Here is a 17688-nt window from a genome sequence, read left to right on the forward strand (position 1 = left end):
GTGCTGCATGCGATGGTTACCCCAGTACCAGGGGCATAGAGATGGCCCAAGGGCGACGGGTAGAACGGGTGGCCTCATTAATCCGCAAGGAAATGAGCGAACTGCTTCGCACGGGCGTGCGCGATGAACGGGTTTCCCAGGGCATGGTGAGTATCACCACGGTGGTGGTGGCTGGTGATTTGCAGCATTGCAAGGTTTCGGTGAGCATCTACGGCAGCAAAAATGAGCAGGAGGAGGCCATGGAGGGTTTGCGCTCTGCCGCTCCATATCTGCGCGGTGAATTAAGCCGCAGGTTGAATATGCGCCGCACTCCTGAACTTGTGTTCCACCATGACAAAGGCCTGGCCGAGGGGGTGGAGGTTTTGGGTTTACTAAATCGTTTAGCTGAGGCCCGCCAAGAGCAAGAGGAGCCATGACCCTGCGCCGCCAGTTAGCCCAGTTATTTGTTGTGCGCGCCAGTGGCTTTGCCACCGATAACCAACGGCGTTACCCCCGCTGGGAACTGGGCAACACCGAACTGCAGCAATGGTTGGAGCAAGGGGTTGGCGGCGTGATTTTGCTAGGTGGAAGTGCCGCCGATCTAGCTCTACGTTGCCGGCAGTTACAGCAGTGGGCCGGATCAACCGATCAAAACCGCTTGCTGCTTTGCGCCGATGTGGAAGAGGGGGTGGGGCAACGCTTTGAAGGGGCCACTTGGCTGGTGCCACCTCTTGCTTTAGCTCCCCTCTGGCAGGCGGAACCCCAACGAGCAGAAGCATTAGCCAGGGCCTATGGCCGCTGCACCGGCAACGAAGCCCAGCTGCTGGGGCTCAATTGGGTGTTAGCACCAGTGTGCGACGTAAATAACAATCCAGCCAATCCGGTAATCAATGTGCGTGCCTGGGGCGAAACCGCAGCGGCAACAACAGCCCTTAGCCGCGCTTTCCTGCAGGGTTTAGAGGGGGAGGGGGTACTGGGTTGCGCTAAGCATTTCCCCGGCCATGGAGATACCAGCCAGGATTCACACCTGCAATTACCCCAACTTGCCCACAGCCGAGAACGGCTAGATGAACTTGAATTTGTTCCGTTTCGCGCTGCTATTGCAGCTGGTGTTGGCAGTGTGATGACGGCGCACCTGCAGCTGCCAGCCCTTGATCCAGAACGCCCCGCCACCCTTTCCAAGGCAGTTTTAAGCCAGCTATTGCGGCAAGAGCTGGGATTTAACGGCTTGATTGTTACCGATGCGCTTGTGATGGAAGCAATTACTAAGCATTACGGAGCAGCAGAAGCAGCTGCTTTGGCCTTTGAAGCAGGGGCAGATCTGATACTGATGCCAGCCGATACAGATGCTGCCTTAACGGCCCTTGAGCAGGGTTGCCTCGAAGGTCGCTGGCCGCTGGAGCGAGTTGAGCAAAGCCTGGAGAGGCGGCGCCTGGCCTTGGCCCGCTGCAAACCCTCTGAACTTGATACAGCGGCTGCCTTATCTGCTTTAGCCAACTGCGCCAGCAGCCACGGCGCCCTTGCCCAGGAATTGTTGCAACTGAGTTTGCAACAGCAAGGCTGCAACTCAGCGCCGCCAAAAGGGCCGGGGGTGAATTTAATTAGGGTTGATAGCAGCCTTGCTTGTAGCCCCTTACCCCTGGCGGCCCCTGCCCTTTTGCGTCCCCAAGCCGCCGGCTTGCAAACAACCTTGATCGATGGCCGCAGCCAAGCTTTAGATCTAGAAAAATTGCCAAATGGGCCAGTGTTGCTGCAATTATTTGTGCGGGGTAATCCATTTCGAGGCAGCGCCGGCGCTGATGGCTACTGGGCCGAGCTGGTGCAAAAGCTATTGGCGCAGCAAAGATTGGCGGGCCTTGTGGTGTACGGCAGCCCATATCTATGGCAGGAGCTGAAAGGGCTGATCCCCGCCAACATCGCTATTGCTTACAGCCCCGGCCAGATGCCTGGGGCGCAAGCTCTTGCTTTGCAAAGCCTTGGCCTTGGTGCTGCCAGCTATGAGGGTGGCTTCACGAACTAAGTTTTAATCTTCTTAGCTAACCAAATCCTGGGTAATTGCAGCCATGCTCAGCCTCTCAATGATCGTGCGCAACGAAGAGGGGCAGATCGGCCAATGCCTCGCCAGCGTTGCTGGCTTTTGCGATCAATTACTGGTGCTCGATACCGGCTCCACCGATAACACCAAAGCAATTGCTGCGGAAGCTGGTGCCCAGGTGGAATCAATGGAATGGCCAGGAGATTTTGCCCCGGCTCGCAATCGAGCCCTGGAATTGGTGCAGGGCGACTGGGTATTGGTGCTTGATGCCGATGAATTTCTACTGAGCGATGCCAAAGCCCCTTTACAAGCACTGATGGCTCAACCCGATGTGTTGGTGATCAATCTGCTGCGTTTTGAAGCGGGGGCGGCCCAGGCCCCTTATTCAGCTGTGAGTCGGTTATTTAGGCGCCATCCCGCCATTAGCTGGAATCGCCTCTATCACGCTTCCATAGACGACAGCGTTGAAAAATTGCTGCAAGCTGAACCTCAATGGCGCGTGGTGGATTGCCCAGAACCCGCCTTGCTGCATAGCGGTTACCAGCTGGAGAGCCTTTTAGCGGGCAATAAAGCAGAACGGCTCAGGGAAGCCATGGAAGCGGAACTCCTAGCTAACCCTGGTGATCCCTACGCCAGCGCCAAATTGGGGGGGCTAGAAATCGAATCCGGCAATGTGGAACGAGGTATTGCTCTTTTGGAGCAAGGGCTTAGCCGCTGCACTAAAACCCAGTTCTCCGAACGATATGAACTGCAACTGCATCTGGGAATTGCCCATGCCCATAGCGATTTGCCGCGGGCGGAAAAGCACTATCGCGCCGCCCTTGATGAACCTTTAAACCCGCGATTAAGCATTGGCGCCCGCTTAAATCTTGGCGCATTACTGCTAAGGCTTAACAAATTAGAAGAAGCCGCCAGTTACACCGAAGCTGCCACTCGCCACGCCCCTGAAGTGGCCCTTGCCTGGTACAACCTTGGCTTAATTAGGCGCAAATTAAATGATATCGGCGGCGCCCTGGAGGCCTATGAGAGCGCCTTAGAACTGGCTCCAAATAATCCCGAAATTCACCAAAACCTTGGGGCTGCACAGTTACTTGGAGGGAATTTTGATGCCGCAAGAGCAAGTTTTCTCACAGCAATCGGTTTATTGCTGGCTCAAGGCAAAGAAGAGGAAGCAAGGGAATTGGCGGCAAAAGCAGGCGAGCTGGTGAAACTGGATGCAGCTTGAGCTAACGGCAACGGTGGTGCTAACCCGGGCTGAACAGCAGCTTGGCGAAGCCCGCCAAATATTTGAAGCCGCTGGCGCAAAAGTGCTGGATTTACCAGCTTTAGTGATTGGCCCTCCAAGCGAATTGGGGCCACTAATTGATGCTTTAAGGGAATTTAGTAGCTTCCACTGGTGCATTTTTTCAAGCGCTAATGGGGTGGATGCAGTTGAGCGCCAATTGCAGCACTTAGGCCAATCCCTGGCAAAAAGGCCAAAAGGGGTGAGGCTGGCTGCCGTGGGCCGCAAAACAGCAGCATTGCTTGAGCAGTTAGGTGCACCTGCTGATTTTGTTCCCCCGGAATTTGTAGCCGATAGCTTGCTAGAAAATTTCCCAGTGGGAGTGTGGGGCCAACGCGTCCTTTTGCCCCGGGTGCAAAGCGGCGGCCGCAGCATTTTGGCGGAAGCTTTCGCGGAAGCTGGCGCCAGGGTGGTGGAAGTGGCTGCCTACGAATCCAGCTGCCCAAGCAAAATCCCAGAAATTACCAGCGCTGCCATTAAGGCCGGCAGCGTTGAAGCGATCTGTTTTAGCAGTGCAAAAACGGTGCGCCATTGCGTGAGCCTGCTGCAACTGGAATTCGGCAGCAACTGGCGAGATTTGCTGGCGCCAATCATGCTGATCTCAATTGGGCCTCAAACCACAAAAGCCTGCATCGAATTCCTTGGCCGCGTTGATGCAGAAGCGGATCCACACCACCTTGAGGGGCTTTTGGCAGCTTGCGCCTTTGCGATTAATTCAAAACAAAAGCTTCAAAGCTGAAAGGGCAACTTCTGGCTGCCATTACCAAGCATCAACTGCCCTTGCTGCACATCAACACTGATCACGCGCCAACCTGGCGGCAACCATGGAATGCCCGCTCCACCTAGATCGCCCGGCACTACAGCGCCAGTTTCGTTGTTGTAAGAAACAAAAGCCTGAGGTACACCCCGCGCCATGGCAACACCCGTGAGTTGCAGGGCTGGCTTAGCAGGGTTTTTGGGGGGATTTGCTCCTTTTAGATCAGTGGTTGCAGCTAATGGTGCAAATGGATCATTACGACCCTTTGGCAAAGCAGCAATTACAGCTGCAGGAGTTGGTAAAGCTGTGAAACGGGGATCTTTTGCTGGAGGTTGCTGCAAAGGCGGCAGAGGAGCCCTTATTAAATTATTCGAAAATGGTGGCGTAACTGCACAACTAGCAACAGCTGCCGCAGTGATGGAAATAACAAAAGATAGGGGCAAGGGGTGTTTCAAATGCTGCCAGCCCTCTGTTCAACTAAATCGCGAAAGCGATCAAGATTTGCCTGCAATTCCTTACTAACAAGACCACCCAACATGGCGGAATCCATCAATGGAGCCAAGATTCCTGGTAATTCATAGCTAACAGTGAGTTTTACTGATGTTTGGCTGGGGCCTTCTGGGTAAAAACGCACCGCTCCTTTTGTGGGTAACCCCTTTACCGATTCCCAATTCAATTGCTGCTCATCTACCCGGTTGGTGATGCGTGCCTTCCACTGAAAGCGAAATCCCTGGGCGGAGAGGGTCCATTCCGTGAGATTTGGATCATCGAGTGTTACCACCGATTCAATCCAACGCATCCAGAGCGGCATTGCCTCTAAATCGCTCCATAAAACCCACACTTGAGCAACAGGGGCCCGGATGCTGGTGGTAACGCTGTGCTCAAGCCAACGGCCCATGGGATCTCTGCAGTGAATAAAAGGTGAAAAATTTAAACGTTGTTTTAGCAACCAAGAATTTTTGCTGCGGCCAATCTGCCACTCATCGTGGCACCTTCCATTGAATCTATGTAATCTTGTTTTGTATAGCTACCAGCCAAAAAGAAGTTAGATACTGGTGTGTTTTGCTCCGGCCGAAAAGGATCCATTCCTGGAGCCTCGCGATAAAGAGACTGAGCAAGTTTCACCACATTGCTCCACACCAACTCCAAGGAGGAAGCGGAAGGAAATAACTGCCGCACTTGAGCATCGGTGTGGGCAACAATTTCCTCTGTTTTTTTAGGGATCCAGCGATCGCCTGGAGTCAAAACACACTGAAGTAGAGAGCCAAGCCCTTGTTTGCGGTAATCCTCTGGGCTGGCAAGGGCGAGATCAGCAAAGCAACTGAAATCTGCATCTGCTGTGTAAAGCAAATTATTAAGACCGCTAGGAACAGCTAAGTTTTTACGTTTTGCTTCGGCGCTACCGCCATCACCAAGCTCAGTTACCCATCCATTGTATCTCAATTGCACAGTGGCAACAGGCACAGCCTCCAAGCGATAAATCCGCTCAAATAAAGGCCAACGTCGCCAGGCGGCAGGTATCAACTTTTGAATACCTGGCACATCGCAAGCAGCTAAATAATTATCCGCCTGCACAACTATTTCACCATCGGGAGTGCCAAGCTTTAAGCCCGTTACCAAAGAACCAGCTGAGGAATCTTGATATTCCAGCTCGATTACCCGATGCCGCAGATGTAAATTACCACCACGAGCTTTAATATAATCAAGAATTGGGCCGGTTAACCAGCGGTGGGGAGATCCCTTTAACAGATTTAATTTTGATGCCTCTGTTTTAGTAGCAAACATCAAAAAAATTGTAAGCATGCAGCGAGCCGAAATAGATTTGCAATCAATAAAACCTAGGGCGTAGGCAATTGGATTCCACATTCGTTCGATGCTATTAACACTGCCGCCATGGCCGATAAACCACTGCTGAAAACTAACGCGATCTAAAGCTCGTATTGTTTTCATCGCGCCTTCGTAATCCAATAAACCTTGCACAATTGGGCTGGTACCTAAAGCAAGGGCATTACGTAATTTATCAAGCCAATTCAGCTGAGGAGTGGTAAAAAAAGCTTTCAAGCCATTAAATGGTGCTCCTAGGGCAAAACGAAAATCGAGCTCTTTTACATCAGCTCCACGATTTACAAATAAATGGGTGTGATCTTTTGGTAAAAGATTATCAAATGCGTTTACCTTTCGCATTAAGGCAAAAAGATTGGTGTAATTAAAAAAGAACACATGCAGTCCCATTTCAATGTGATTGCCATCTGGATCTATCCAGCTGCCAACTTTTCCGCCCATAAAGGGCCTCGCTTCGTAGATATCCACCTGATGGCCGGCATCCACCAGATCCACTGCCGCAGACAAACCCGCTAGCCCTGATCCAACGATTGCAACCCGCACCATCAGCTCCTGTAATGGCTCAACTCTATGGAGCAATGGCCCCGTAGTGGGGCTGTGGCGGCTGGGAAGTTGCTTAGAGTAATTAGTAGATTAAAAGTAAAGCGATGGCTACCGATCTAGCAAAAGCTCCCCTCACCCACACCGGTAAAGATGGCAAAGGCATTCTGATCACCGCTCCAGCCATGAAACAGTTGGCCGCTTTGATGCAGCAGCAGGGTGGTGATCAAGTTTTGAGGGTGGGGGTACGTTCTGGCGGGTGCAGCGGCATGAGTTACACCATGGACTTTGTTTCTGGCCTTGAGAAGCAGGCTGATGATGAAAGTTACGTATACGAACCAGCTGAAGCCCCTGCTTTCACAGTGATCTGCGATCCGAAAAGTTTGCTTTATATCTACGGTATGCAGCTGGATTTTTCAGCTGCATTAATAGGTGGCGGTTTTAATTTCAGCAACCCAAATGCCACCCAAACCTGCGGCTGCGGCAGTTCTTTTGCGGTTTAAGCCGTGAGTTAGCCACCAAGGTGCGAATCTGAATCAATACCTGAACTGAGTAGCAAGCTCTCTATGAATGCCAGCACTGAAACTTCCGAATTTGAGCTTGCCCTAAGCAGTTACCAAAATGGTGCTCCGCTGCCGCAAGTGATTGCCAGCTTTAAAGAAATCACCCAGCAAGCGCCGCGCCAATCAGCAGGTTGGACCTGCCTCGCCTGGCTGCAACTGCTTAATGGTGAGCCTCAAGATGCTCTTCATTCAGCAAAAACCGCTGTAAAAATCAATCCACAAGATCCTCAAGGTCGCATCAATCTCAGCCTTGCCATGCTCGAAACCGGAGCTAAAGGAGTGAGGGAGCACATTGAATTAATAAAAAAGCTGATGGCCTTTTCACCTGAATTAGCCCGCGAACTGGAGGCTTCCATCGCTGATGGGCTGCAAAGGCGGCCCGGCTGGCCAGCCTTAGCGAAAGTGAAGGCTTGGCTAGCTGATTGAAATGAGGCTGCTGCTGATAAGCAACGGCCACGGGGAAGACCTAAGCGGTGCCCTGCTGGCCCTAGCCCTTCAGGAGCTGGGAGCCCAAGTGGCGGCTGTCCCCCTTGTGGGTGGAGGGGATGCATATCTTGCCGCTGGAATTTCAGTGCTGGGCCGCACCCGCAACTACAGCACCGGTGGATTGGGTTACACCAGCGCCGCTGGCAGATGGGCCGAAATCTTCCAGGGGCAGGTGCTTTATTTACTAAAACGCAGTTGGCGCGTTTGGCGGGAGGCCCAAAAGGCCGATGCTTTAGTGGTGGTGGGAGATGTGATTCCAGTGCTGCTGTGCTGGCTTTTAGGCAAACCCGTGGCTACTTATCTTGTGGCCTATTCCAGCCACTACGAAGGGAAGTTGAGGCTGCCATGGCCTTGCGGTGCTTGCCTTGCAAGCAAACGCACAAGGGCAATTTTCAGCCGTGATTACCTCACTGCAACCGATCTAAGCGAGCAACTGGGCCGACCTGTGGAATTCCTTGGCAACCCATTTATCGAAAAATTGCTGGGGGCGAAAGCAAAACCCTCCGCAGAACAAATGTTGGCACTGCTGCCGGGCAGCCGATTGCCGGAGGCATTGCAAAATTTTGAATTGATGCTGGCCTTACTCGAGTTGTTACCAAAAACTGCTCAAAGCTGGAGCTTTAAAGCTGCTTTAGTGCAGGAATTAAGCCAAGAAGCAGTGGCAGCAATGGCCCTGCAGCGAGGCTGGAGTGCAAGCCCAAGCGCTTTGAGCTGGCAGCAATTGAAATTAGAACTTTGCTGGGGGCAGTTCAACCAAGTTTTATGTGAATCCAGAGTGGCTTTATCGATGGCGGGCACCGCTAGCGAACAAGCGGTGGGGCTTGGCATACCGGTGTTGCAATTAGCCGGTTTTGGGCCCCAGTTCACAGCTGGATTTGCGGAAGCGCAACGCCGCCTGTTGGGGCCAGGAGTGTTCTGCGCGCAAGGGCCAGTGGGCGCTGCCACAACCCTTGAGCAATCAGTGCAATTACTAATCCCGTTAATGACGAAACAAACGGAAAACCAACAACAGAGTTGGCAAGAAGAGGGGGAGAAACGCTTAGGCCGCAGTGGCGGAACCAACCGGATCGCTACTGCCATCATCCAAGCGATGCAGCGATGAGTGCCCCTAATCAGATCAAGATTTGGTTGGATCGCCTGCTGGTGGCCAATGTGTTTCTGGTGATCTTTGCCGCTATCTGGTTTTTAGCTGCTGTTGCCTTAGAAGCGCGCCAAATACACGCGCCGCTTTCCCTATTTAAAAAGCTATGGGAACCGCTGTTCACCCCAGCCCTTGGAATCTTGATGGCTGGGGCATTAATCAACGCTGCTTGGAGCTGGTGGCAGCGGCGAGGGCCCCATTCAAATCGCCGTATTGAAAGTTAAATCCCTGCTGTTGCAGCCGTTCTGGCAGCACTTTTTGGCCTTCCAGCACTACAGAGGCGCCATCGCCAAGCAGCAACTGCAACAAAGCGCCGGGCACCGGCAGCAGGCTTGGCCTGCCAAGAGCCTTGCCTAAATTCTGACAAAACTGCGCCATCGTTGCTGGATTTGGAGCGGTGGCGTTATAAACGCCGCTGTAGGCGGGATTGCTGAGGGCCATCGCGATAAGAGCGCAGAAATCAGTGCGATGAATCCAGCTCATCCACTGCCGGCCCGAACCGATGGGGCCGCCAAAGCCAGCGCGAAAAATTGGCAACATTTTGCCGAGGGCGCCACCATCAGCTGCCAGCACAATGCCTGTGCGTAAAACAACCAGCCGGCAACTTGCAGGTATTGCCGCCGCGGCTTGCTCCCATTCCAGGCACAACTCTCCAAGGAAATCAGTGGCATTCGGGCTGCTTTCCGTGAAACTTTCAACGAGGCTGCTGCCATAAAAGCCAATGGCCGAACCACTTATCAGCAGCTTTGGGGAGGCATTAGTGGAAGCAGCAGTAGAGATGGCAGCAGCTAAAAATTTTGTGGTGTTTATGCGGCTGCTACGCAGTAATTCATATTGGGCTGGCGTCCAGCGCTGTTCAGCAATCGGCTCCCCCGCCAAATTCACCACCGCATCCGCTTCCGCTAATGCCTTTGCAAGGGGAGTATCCGGCAGCCAACTTTTGGCAAGGGCGGGGTTGGCCTGCAGCCTTCCGTTAGCAGCAGAGCTGCGGCTCACGATTGTGAGTTCGTGGCCTGCTGCTTTTAAAAGCGGCAATAATTCACGGCCAACAAAACCAGTGCAACCAATCAGCAACAGCTTCATTACTACCTAGGCATCTTTTGCAGACGTTAACCTCAACCGCTGCCCTTTAGCCTGTTAATAGCGCGATAGAAACCATGGCCAACAGCTTCAAAAAAGGAGCCTTAGTGCGGGTAAATCGCGAGGCATATGTTGGCAGCACAGAAGCTGCTGCTAGTGCGCCCATACCACCGGCTTATCTACTGGAGGGGCCTGGGGAAATATTGATAATTAGTGAAAGCTATGCCCAGCTGCGTTTTCGCCAACCGGTGCCTGATGTGTGGTTAAGGCTTGATCAGTTAGAGCCTTTTACCTAGGTTGCTGAGTTTGTAAACGCTGGCGCCGCTGCGATGCTTCGCGGATCATCTCGCGGCCATCACGCAAATAACCATCTACATAACCGGCGGTGTAACGCTCAAATTCAGCAATGGCATCCTGCACGCCACTTAAGCAGTGATAAAGGCTGAGGCCAAAACTTTTGGCAATTGCCGGGCAGGCCTGAGAACGAAATAAATATTCCACCCTTTCCAAATAGTTGCGGCTGCGCTCGAGATATGAACAAAAATTTGCCATCAATTGATCGTCGTAAGGATCAGCTGATAACGCTGTGAATTCTGATCCAAAAGGTTCTAATACCTCCCCTAAAAGTTGATCGATAGGCCAATACACGCCACTCAACCAGCGCTCGAGGGCGGCCTCACTATTGCTGCTGCTGCTGGCCTTGGGGCTACTGCGCGCTTGGGGGGTTGAACTGTCGTAGCGGCGACGGCTTTCTTGATGCCGCAGCAGCTCCCAGGCGGCATTAATGGCAATTATTTGTTTTGAATCCTGGCTTGGATCCTTAATTGAATTCTGGCCAGCGCCGCTCGCCTTGGCATCGGGATGATGTTGTTTCACCAAGGCTCGATAGGCGGCCTTGATTTCAGCTGTGGTGGCCCCTTGAGATACCCCCAACACACGATATGGATCCGCAGCGGTCACGGCGTGGCGTCGGTAAACATCGGAGTACTGAGATAACGCTCACCAAAACTGGCGAGCACCACAACTATTAATTTGCCAGCCCATTCAGGCCTTTGCCCCAGTTTTAAAGCTGCTGCCATGGTGGCGCCACTGCTCACCCCACTGAGCAAACCCTCCTCCCGCGCTAATCGCCGCCCCATCGCCATCGCGTCTGCGTCTGTTACCTGGATCACCTCATCTATCAATTCAGCTTGATAGTTGTCTGGGATGAAACCAGCACCGATTCCTTGGATGCGATGGGGCCCAGGGGCACCACCACTGAGCACTGGGCTACCGGTGGGTTCCACTGCAATCGCTTGAAAACTGGGCTTACGTTGCTTCAGCAGCTGAGCGCAGCCGGTAATGGTGCCACCGGTACCCACTCCAGCCACTAGAGCATCAATGCGGCCATCGGTATCAAGCCAAAGCTCTTCTGCAGTGGTGCGGGCGTGGATGGCTGGATTGGCTGGATTTGCAAACTGCTGTAGCAGATAAGCATTGGGCAACTCCGCCGCAAGGGCGCGGGCCCGCCCGATTGCCCCCTTCATCCCTTCCGCCCCTGGGGTGAGTTCAAGCTCTGCTCCATAAGCCCGCAACATGGATCGCCGCTCCGAACTCATGGTGTCTGGCATGGTGAGGATCAAGCGGTAGCCGCGGGCGGCAGCCACCATCGCAAGGGCGATACCGGTGTTACCGCTGGTGGGTTCTACTAAAATTGTATTTTCAGGATTGATCAGCCCCTGCGCTTCTGCATCAAGAACCATCGCTAAACCAATGCGATCTTTTACTGATGCGGTGGGATTAAAGCTTTCAAGCTTCGCAACTATCTCGGCGCAACAAGCTTCTGCCTTAGGCAGGCGATTAAGCCGCACTAAAGGGGTATGGCCCACGAGGGCGGTGATATCAGGAGCAATCGCCATTGGATGTAGTGATAATTCATCCATTCTGATCATTAAGAGCGCTTCAGCGTTCCTCTAAGCGTTTAAGCAATTGCTGCGAAACCTGTTCAATAACGCCATGCCAATTGCCCCGCTGCTGTTGCCGAAACAATTTCACGCTGGGGTACCAAATCATTTGAGAACCCCCTTGGCCATAGCGCCATTCAGCCCGATAGGGCAAAAGGCCCCACACGGGCACACCAAGGCCAGCGGCAAGATGCAAAGCGGTTTGTTGCACTGTGATTACAAGATCAAGGGCAGCGGTGAGCCCGGCGGTGGCGAGCAGATCAGTGCTAATGCCATCGAAATGCAAGATCTCAACGCCCTGGTTTTGCTTCAAAGCAAGCAGTTCCTCTGGTTTGTGGCCGTATTGCAAATTGAACCAATGCAAACCCGATTGCTTTAACAGCGGCAAAAGTTGCTCGAGCTGGAGCGAACGCTGGTGGCGATTGCCTAAGGTGCCGCCGCCTTCCCAGGCAATGCCCACCTTGAGGCCAGGGCCTAGGGCCGCTAAGCGCTTACGCCAATTTTGTTTAGTTGAATCCGGCAGCTGTAGGTGAGGGGAATGGCCCGCAAAACTTTGTGCATCTGGGCGATATCGCTGGCCCAAGCTGCCAATACTGCAAGCCAGATCAAGTTGCCGTAGCAACTCAGCTGGAAAGCTAGCAGCGCATTTGATGGCGGGGAAACTGCTTTGCAGCAAGGGCACTAAGCGGGGCTGCAACAGCAGCTGCAGCGAACCACCAGTTGCCTGCAACTCTGCTTGCAGCTGTGGCAGCAAAGAAGCAAACATAAGGGTATCGCCAATGCCCTGTTCGCCATAGATCAACACATGGCTACCGCCAGGAGCCTTGGAACTAACTAAGCGCTCCAAACCCAACTGCTCTAAGCCGATTAAGGGGAAACCAGGGGGGAGAATTTGAGCGCGATCTTGGCTGTAGTAACGCTGCTCGTATAACTGCCAACCCTGCTGCCATGCACCAGCAGCTAAAAGAGCACGGCCAAAACACCAAGCCCAATCGGGAGAAGCCTGAAATAAATCCCAAAAAGCTGTTAACAGGATTTCAGGCCGCCCAGGCTGCAGCTGAAATATCAAGCTGTGTAGTGCCTGCAGCTGCTGATCAGGGCGTGCATCGCCATGGCTGAGGCAGCACCGCAGCTGCTGCTCTGCATTAATCAGATCACCTAACAACCATTGGTTGCGGCCTTGCCATAAATGCAGCTCGGCATCGGAACCCAAATCCAACTGAGCTAGAAGGGCCGGATCCTGCAATTCCCAAGCCAAAGTTTTGAGCGCCTGTTGCACAGAAATCTCTTCTGGCCATTGCTGCAAAAGCTGCTGCCCCCAAGCGATAGCAGCCCGGGCATCGAGATCAGCAATTAACAGCTGCAACCACTGCAACGCGATCGGCAAATCGTTAAGGAATGCCTGCATCCGCCTTCGCAACAAGGGGCTAAGGGAACCTTCATTACGGCGCTGCTCCCAGCTGATGGCGAGTTGTAGAAGCTCGCTGCTGTCGCCGTGATCAAGCAGCACCCGATCAAGGCAGGCCTGTGTTTGATCTAGGCGCTCCAGATACAAATTGCAAAGGGCAAGTGCTAAGCCAAAATCAGCGCTAGGGGGGGAGGGCTGCTGCTCAAATTGAGCGAGCAGTTGACGTTCTGCTTCAGATGCCAGGCCTTTAACGCATTGAGCTCTAGCAAATTGCAAAAAAGACATTTGCTAAAAATTAAATTGGGTTTTGATCACACCACCCCAACTACTACCGGCGCCAATGCCATCGGAGTTTGCAACACCTGAAATATAAAATACACCTGGAGTGATGCTTATGTTATCACTTATTTGGTATTGGTACCAGGTTTCAACAGCGATAGGAGAGGCGCCATCAGTGCTCCAACAAGAACTATTGCGTATTAGTGCTGGAACAGCACCAACAGCAATTCCAGCGCTATTTCCTTTAACGAAAACATTATTGAAGTGAGCTGCAAGCTGCCAACTGCTCAGCTCAGCTTGATCGCCAGTTGATGTCATTTTTACACCCAAAACACTGCTGTTGTAGCGAGCTCTCACAAAGCCGCGCCCGTAGGCTGCATTGATACTAAGATTATTTGTTAGTTGATGGGCAAGTGTAAACCCAAATTGGCTTGATTCATTTAAGCTGGGATACATAAAAGGCGTAAGTGCCAATGATGTACCAACTGAACCCATCGAATTATTGCCACGTTCGTAGGCATAATTTGCACTAAATAGCCATTTTTGGTTGCTGCTTTGCCAGGCAAGTTGCAGCGGCACACGAAAACGAGTACTACTACCAAATAAACCCTGGGCCATTACATTATTTGCATCAGAGCTAACAGCATCTGCTTCATTAACAAGGTAGGCAATACCAAAGCGTAGATTTTTAAGGGCAAGAAAATCTAAATCAAACGGACTAACATCAAAGCCGGCACCGGTTCCGGTGAAGGAGGGAATAACACCAGCGGCAGTATTAAAAAATTCCAATAACGCTGATTGTTTATAAAAACTACCGCGCGAGGGCAAGATACTATCTTGAGCAACACGGGCACCGAGGGAAATTCTGATGTTTTTGTTTAATAAGAAGCGATAAGATAAGCGATCCAAAAATACAAATGGTGTTTCGCCATTAGGCCAATTGATCACGGCACCATCGTAGGCAAGAGAGGCGGCTGGATTTGCCATGCGCGCAGCAAAGCTATAGGTGTTATTAGAACGCACACGAAATAACAACTCATCTTCCCCAGAAAAGCTAGTACTTGAATTCAAGAAGGCATCGTGGGAGAAAGTAAAGGCATTTCCATCTGCCACATAGTTTTTATTGGTGGGATATGCGGCAAGATTACGTATTAAGCGTGCGGCAGCTTGTTGCACATAGTTGAATTTACGTTGCTGCTCGCTGAGCGATCCATATTCAGCAATTAAATAGTTAATAACATTATTATAAATAGTGGGATTGGTTACAAGGCCGCCAGGTGTTACCACCAAACCAGTGCCTGCTGCACTGAAATTTTGAACTGCCTCGCCAGAATAATTGGTTGCTAAATAATTACGCCCCGCACTACTTGCAATTACAATCGGATCATACTGACCGGTGGGTTTATAATAAATATTGCCATTCTCATTCAGAAATGCATAACTTTTAGCGCGGCGAGCCTTGTTTGCCAAAGCTAGCATTGCTTGCATATCTTTACGATCTAAAAGAATTTTAGCGCTACTAAACTCACTACTACTGGAGCCACTGCTGGTGCTAAATAATACATTGCTGCGGCCATAGCGATCCTGCAATGAAATCTGATCTGCCTGTAGAGGCTGATTGATATTTGTGGCTGGCATTAGAAATTCAAGCGTAAAATTAGTGCTGGGAAGTTGCACCGCTTGCCTAAAGCCCGATTCACTAAATATACTAATCCTACTAAGATTAGCTTGAGCAATAATATTACGAGCAGGTCCATTGAGGATAAGATTTTGGCCACTTCCTACACCTTGCATCACATTTGTATCTGCTGGTTCGGCAAAAGCATTAATAGAACTGGAGCTAGCTGTTTTTAGGTTATCTGGTATGTATCCAGTCCAGCTGGTGCTGAAGGCCAATTCACGGCTAAGTGATGGAGTGGCAGAAGCACGATAAAAAACAAAGGCTTCCCCTTGGCTATGGGGTGATGGGATCTTATTAATAAATCGATTTTGAACTGCTAGATCAGAACCATCGTAGGCAAGCTGGCCATAGAGCTGAGCGATATCTGTAAGCGCAGCAGCTTGCGCAAAATTTGCATAACCAGCAGCGCGATAACCACTACCAGTAACAAAACGAACAATCCCACTGAGTTTAGTAGTAGCAGAAAACTGAGTGGCTTCAAATTCAGTAATTATGTTTTCTGTTGCTGTTACAGCTGGAGAAAATACTAAACAAGCTAAAAAAAAGGCCCCTCCAAAAGAGGGGCCGATGTAAGTGTGAAAAGTGAGTTGCAATTAAGTGATTAAATCCAGATCAGAAGTTGAACTGAGTTTTGATCACGCCACCCCAGGTATCGCCACCGCCGATACCATCGGAGTTGGTGGTGCTGGAGATGTAGAAAATACCAGGTGTGATGCTGATATTGTCTGTTACCTGGAACTGGTACCAGGTTTCAATCGCGGTGGGCATGCCACCATCTTTGTTCCAGCCGGAGCTGTTGCTCACAACTGAAGGAACGCCACCGATAGCAATACCGGCGCTGTTGCCTTTGAGGAACACGTTCTTGAAGTTAGCTGCAAGCATCCAGCTGTTCATCACAGCAGAATCACCGGCATCAGACATCTTCACACCCAATACGCTGTTGTCGTAGCGGGCATTAACAGCTGCATGGCCGTAGGCACCAGTAAGGCTGAAGTCTTTAGACCACTGATAAGCAAGGGTGAAACCAAACTGGTTGGATTCGTTGAGGCTTGCATACATGAAGGGGGTAAGCGCTAGCTGAGTACCCACTTGGCCCATGGAGTTGTTACCGCGCTCATAGGCGTAGTTAGCAGAAGCCAACCACTTCTTATTCTTGCTCTGCCAGGCAAGCTGAACAGGCATACGGAAGCGGGTATCAGCACCAAACCAACCTTGGGTCATGGTGTTGGAAGCATCAGGTGCAACAGCATCAGATTCGTTAGCCAAGTAGGCAATACCGAAGCTCACGCCCTTCATACCTAAGGCACCCTTACCGCCCAATTTGCCCAAGGACAAACCTACGCCGGTACCGGTATAGGAGGGGAATACACCAGCAGAGGTGTTGAAGAACTCAAGCAGAGCATCTTTGGTGTAGTAAGTACCACGGGTAGGCAGGATTGCATCTTGCGGTAAGCGTGTACCAACAGCAGCCACGGCGTAATCGCCAACTGGGAAGCGGTAGAACAGCTTGTCGATGAAGATGTTTGATTTGGCGCCATTAGGCCACGCAGTAGTTGAACCGTCGTAGGCGAGGGCAGCAGCTGGATTAGCAGCACGGCCTGAGAATGCGTGGGTGTTGTTGCCGCGGATGCGGAAGTTGAGCAGATCTTTACCAGTGAAGCTGGTATTGAAGTTCAGTTGAGCATCGTGGGAGAACGTGAAGGCGTTCTTATCAGCAACGTAGTTTTTGTTGGTGGTGTAAGCAGCCAAGTTACGAACGAACTTAGTGGCTGCATTTTGAACATAACCAACCTTGCGCTGATCTTCACCCAATGAACCGTATTCAGCCAACAGGTAGTTGATTACGTTGCTGTAGGTGTTGCTGTTTTGAACATAACCACCTGGGGTTACGGTTAGGGCAGCGCCACCGATAGTTGTAGCTGCACCAGCGGCAGTTACACCTGTATAAGTGCGGCTATAAGCATCGTTGATGTTGATGAAGTCGTACTGGTTAGCAAGCTTGGTAACTGCACCAGCCTTACCGTTGTATGTGTAGGTTTTTACACGACGGGATTCGTTAGCCAAGGCCACCAAAGCCTGCATGTCTTTGCGATCGAGCAGGATGCTTGAGCTTGAATAATTGCTGCTGGTGGAACCGCTGGTTTGAACACGCAACAGAGTGGTGTCGCCGAATTTATCTTGAAGCAGAATCTCATTGCCGGTTAAAGGCAGAGCGGTGCTCACATTAGGGAGCAAAAACTCAATAGTCTTATTTGTGGTTGTGGGTGCAACACCGGTAGGGGTGGTGGGCACTGCAACTGCGCTCTTATAGCCATCTTTTGTATAGATGGAAGCGCGGATGCGGTTAGGAGCGTATGGAGTGCCAACAGTGCCACCGTTGAGGGGGTTAGCAATGGTGGTGCCGGGGATGCTGGGGTTAACCAACAGTGAGTTCAGAGCTTTGGGTGATCCTGAGATGGTGCCGCCGGGCTCAGGTGTGAACCCGGTCCAGGTGGTGCTGAAGGCCAGTTGACGGGCCTGGGGAGCGAATGTTTTAGCAGGCTGAAATTTGGTGCTGGTTGTGGCTAGGCCGTCTCCGCCAGCGCGGTAATAGTAGTAGGCCCCACCCTGAGACTGGTTATCTTTAATCATGTTGGTGGAACGATCCTGGAAACCACCGGTGGAGCCGTCGT

The 17688-nt window shown here is 51.7% G+C and carries 18 protein-coding genes; 9 read left to right on the forward strand and 9 right to left on the reverse strand.

Annotated elements, in window-relative coordinates:
- The first annotated feature begins 41 nt into the window (after positions 1–41).
- Genes rbfA through AC2JC8_RS07675 form a run of 4 tightly spaced genes read left to right on the forward strand, consistent with a single transcriptional unit; the run spans position 42 to position 4035 of the window.
- The gene (rbfA, locus tag AC2JC8_RS07660) at positions 42–416 is read left to right on the forward strand and encodes a 30S ribosome-binding factor RbfA (protein ID WP_484594461.1); all 375 of its coding nucleotides are present in this window, start codon (positions 42–44) and stop codon (positions 414–416) included.
- Positions 413–1999 (forward strand): glycoside hydrolase family 3 N-terminal domain-containing protein, encoded by a 1587-nt coding sequence (locus tag AC2JC8_RS07665; RefSeq protein ID WP_484594451.1) that lies wholly within the window; start codon positions 413–415, stop codon positions 1997–1999. Before rbfA ends, AC2JC8_RS07665 begins: the two co-directional genes overlap by 4 nt.
- A 43-nt stretch (positions 2000–2042) precedes the next feature.
- On the forward strand, positions 2043–3239 hold the full coding sequence (locus tag AC2JC8_RS07670; protein ID WP_484594452.1) for a glycosyltransferase family 2 protein: 1197 nt from the start codon (positions 2043–2045) through the stop codon (positions 3237–3239).
- Positions 3229–4035 carry a uroporphyrinogen-III synthase gene (locus AC2JC8_RS07675; protein ID WP_484594453.1) on the forward strand — a complete coding sequence of 269 codons (807 nt, stop codon included), beginning with the start codon at positions 3229–3231 and terminating at the stop codon, positions 4033–4035. Before AC2JC8_RS07670 ends, AC2JC8_RS07675 begins: the two co-directional genes overlap by 11 nt.
- Here the strand turns inward: AC2JC8_RS07675 and AC2JC8_RS07680 are convergent.
- From AC2JC8_RS07680 to zds, 3 genes are read right to left on the reverse strand one after another with little or no spacing between them, the layout of a single operon-like run.
- Entirely contained in the window at positions 4026–4508 is a 483-nt protein-coding gene (locus AC2JC8_RS07680) for a hypothetical protein (RefSeq protein ID WP_484594454.1), read from the reverse strand. The genes AC2JC8_RS07675 and AC2JC8_RS07680 overlap by 10 nt on opposite strands.
- Positions 4505–4951 (reverse strand): SRPBCC family protein, encoded by a 447-nt coding sequence (locus AC2JC8_RS07685; protein WP_255131598.1) that lies wholly within the window; start codon positions 4949–4951, stop codon positions 4505–4507. The genes AC2JC8_RS07680 and AC2JC8_RS07685 overlap by 4 nt, the downstream gene beginning before the upstream one ends.
- 44 nt (positions 4952–4995) lie before the next feature.
- Positions 4996–6438, reverse strand: a complete 1443-nt coding sequence (zds, locus tag AC2JC8_RS07690) for a 9,9'-di-cis-zeta-carotene desaturase (protein WP_484594462.1) — start codon at positions 6436–6438, stop codon at positions 4996–4998.
- A gap of 104 nt (positions 6439–6542) precedes the next feature.
- On the opposite strand from zds, the gene AC2JC8_RS07695 reads away from it, so the two are divergent.
- The 4 genes from AC2JC8_RS07695 (at position 6543) to AC2JC8_RS07710 (ending at position 8849) form a co-directional block, all read left to right on the forward strand.
- The gene (locus AC2JC8_RS07695; RefSeq protein ID WP_484594455.1) at positions 6543–6938 is read left to right on the forward strand and encodes a HesB/IscA family protein; all 396 of its coding nucleotides are present in this window, start codon (positions 6543–6545) and stop codon (positions 6936–6938) included.
- Positions 6939–7001: 63 nt separating this feature from the next.
- Positions 7002–7424 carry a tetratricopeptide repeat protein gene (locus AC2JC8_RS07700; protein ID WP_484594456.1) on the forward strand — a complete coding sequence of 141 codons (423 nt, stop codon included), beginning with the start codon at positions 7002–7004 and terminating at the stop codon, positions 7422–7424.
- A 1-nt stretch (position 7425) separates the two neighbouring features.
- A complete protein-coding gene (locus tag AC2JC8_RS07705; RefSeq protein ID WP_484594457.1) occupies positions 7426–8586 on the forward strand; it encodes a lipid-A-disaccharide synthase-related protein in 1161 nt (386 codons plus the stop codon).
- Complete coding sequence (locus tag AC2JC8_RS07710; RefSeq protein ID WP_255131606.1) at positions 8583–8849, forward strand: hypothetical protein; 267 nt, start codon at positions 8583–8585, stop codon at positions 8847–8849. Before AC2JC8_RS07705 ends, AC2JC8_RS07710 begins: the two co-directional genes overlap by 4 nt.
- Here the strand turns inward: AC2JC8_RS07710 and AC2JC8_RS07715 are convergent.
- Positions 8785–9708, reverse strand: coding sequence for a TIGR01777 family oxidoreductase (locus AC2JC8_RS07715; RefSeq protein WP_484594458.1), 924 nt, complete (start codon positions 9706–9708; stop codon positions 8785–8787). The genes AC2JC8_RS07710 and AC2JC8_RS07715 overlap by 65 nt on opposite strands.
- A gap of 74 nt (positions 9709–9782) precedes the next feature.
- Here AC2JC8_RS07715 and ndhO point away from each other — a divergent pair, with 74 nt between their 5' ends.
- A complete protein-coding gene (gene ndhO / locus AC2JC8_RS07720) occupies positions 9783–10001 on the forward strand; it encodes an NAD(P)H-quinone oxidoreductase subunit O (RefSeq protein ID WP_484401124.1) in 219 nt (72 codons plus the stop codon).
- Here the strand turns inward: ndhO and AC2JC8_RS07725 are convergent.
- From AC2JC8_RS07725 to AC2JC8_RS07745, 5 genes are all read right to left on the reverse strand, one after another.
- Positions 9994–10665 (reverse strand): J domain-containing protein, encoded by a 672-nt coding sequence (locus tag AC2JC8_RS07725; RefSeq protein ID WP_484420120.1) that lies wholly within the window; start codon positions 10663–10665, stop codon positions 9994–9996. The genes ndhO and AC2JC8_RS07725 overlap by 8 nt on opposite strands.
- The gene (gene cysK, locus AC2JC8_RS07730; RefSeq protein ID WP_255131614.1) at positions 10662–11603 is read right to left on the reverse strand and encodes a cysteine synthase A; all 942 of its coding nucleotides are present in this window, start codon (positions 11601–11603) and stop codon (positions 10662–10664) included. Before cysK ends, AC2JC8_RS07725 begins: the two co-directional genes overlap by 4 nt.
- A gap of 43 nt (positions 11604–11646) precedes the next feature.
- The gene (locus tag AC2JC8_RS07735; protein ID WP_484401126.1) at positions 11647–13341 is read right to left on the reverse strand and encodes a hypothetical protein; all 1695 of its coding nucleotides are present in this window, start codon (positions 13339–13341) and stop codon (positions 11647–11649) included.
- 3 nt (positions 13342–13344) lie between these two features.
- Entirely contained in the window at positions 13345–15609 is a 2265-nt protein-coding gene (locus AC2JC8_RS07740) for an iron uptake porin (RefSeq protein WP_484594459.1), read from the reverse strand.
- 19 nt (positions 15610–15628) lie between these two features.
- Positions 15629–17688, reverse strand: a 2060-nt coding sequence (locus AC2JC8_RS07745) for an iron uptake porin (RefSeq protein WP_484594460.1), incomplete at its 5' end; no start/stop codon positions are given.

The sequence above is a fragment of the Synechococcus sp. genome, from assembly GCF_982614295.1.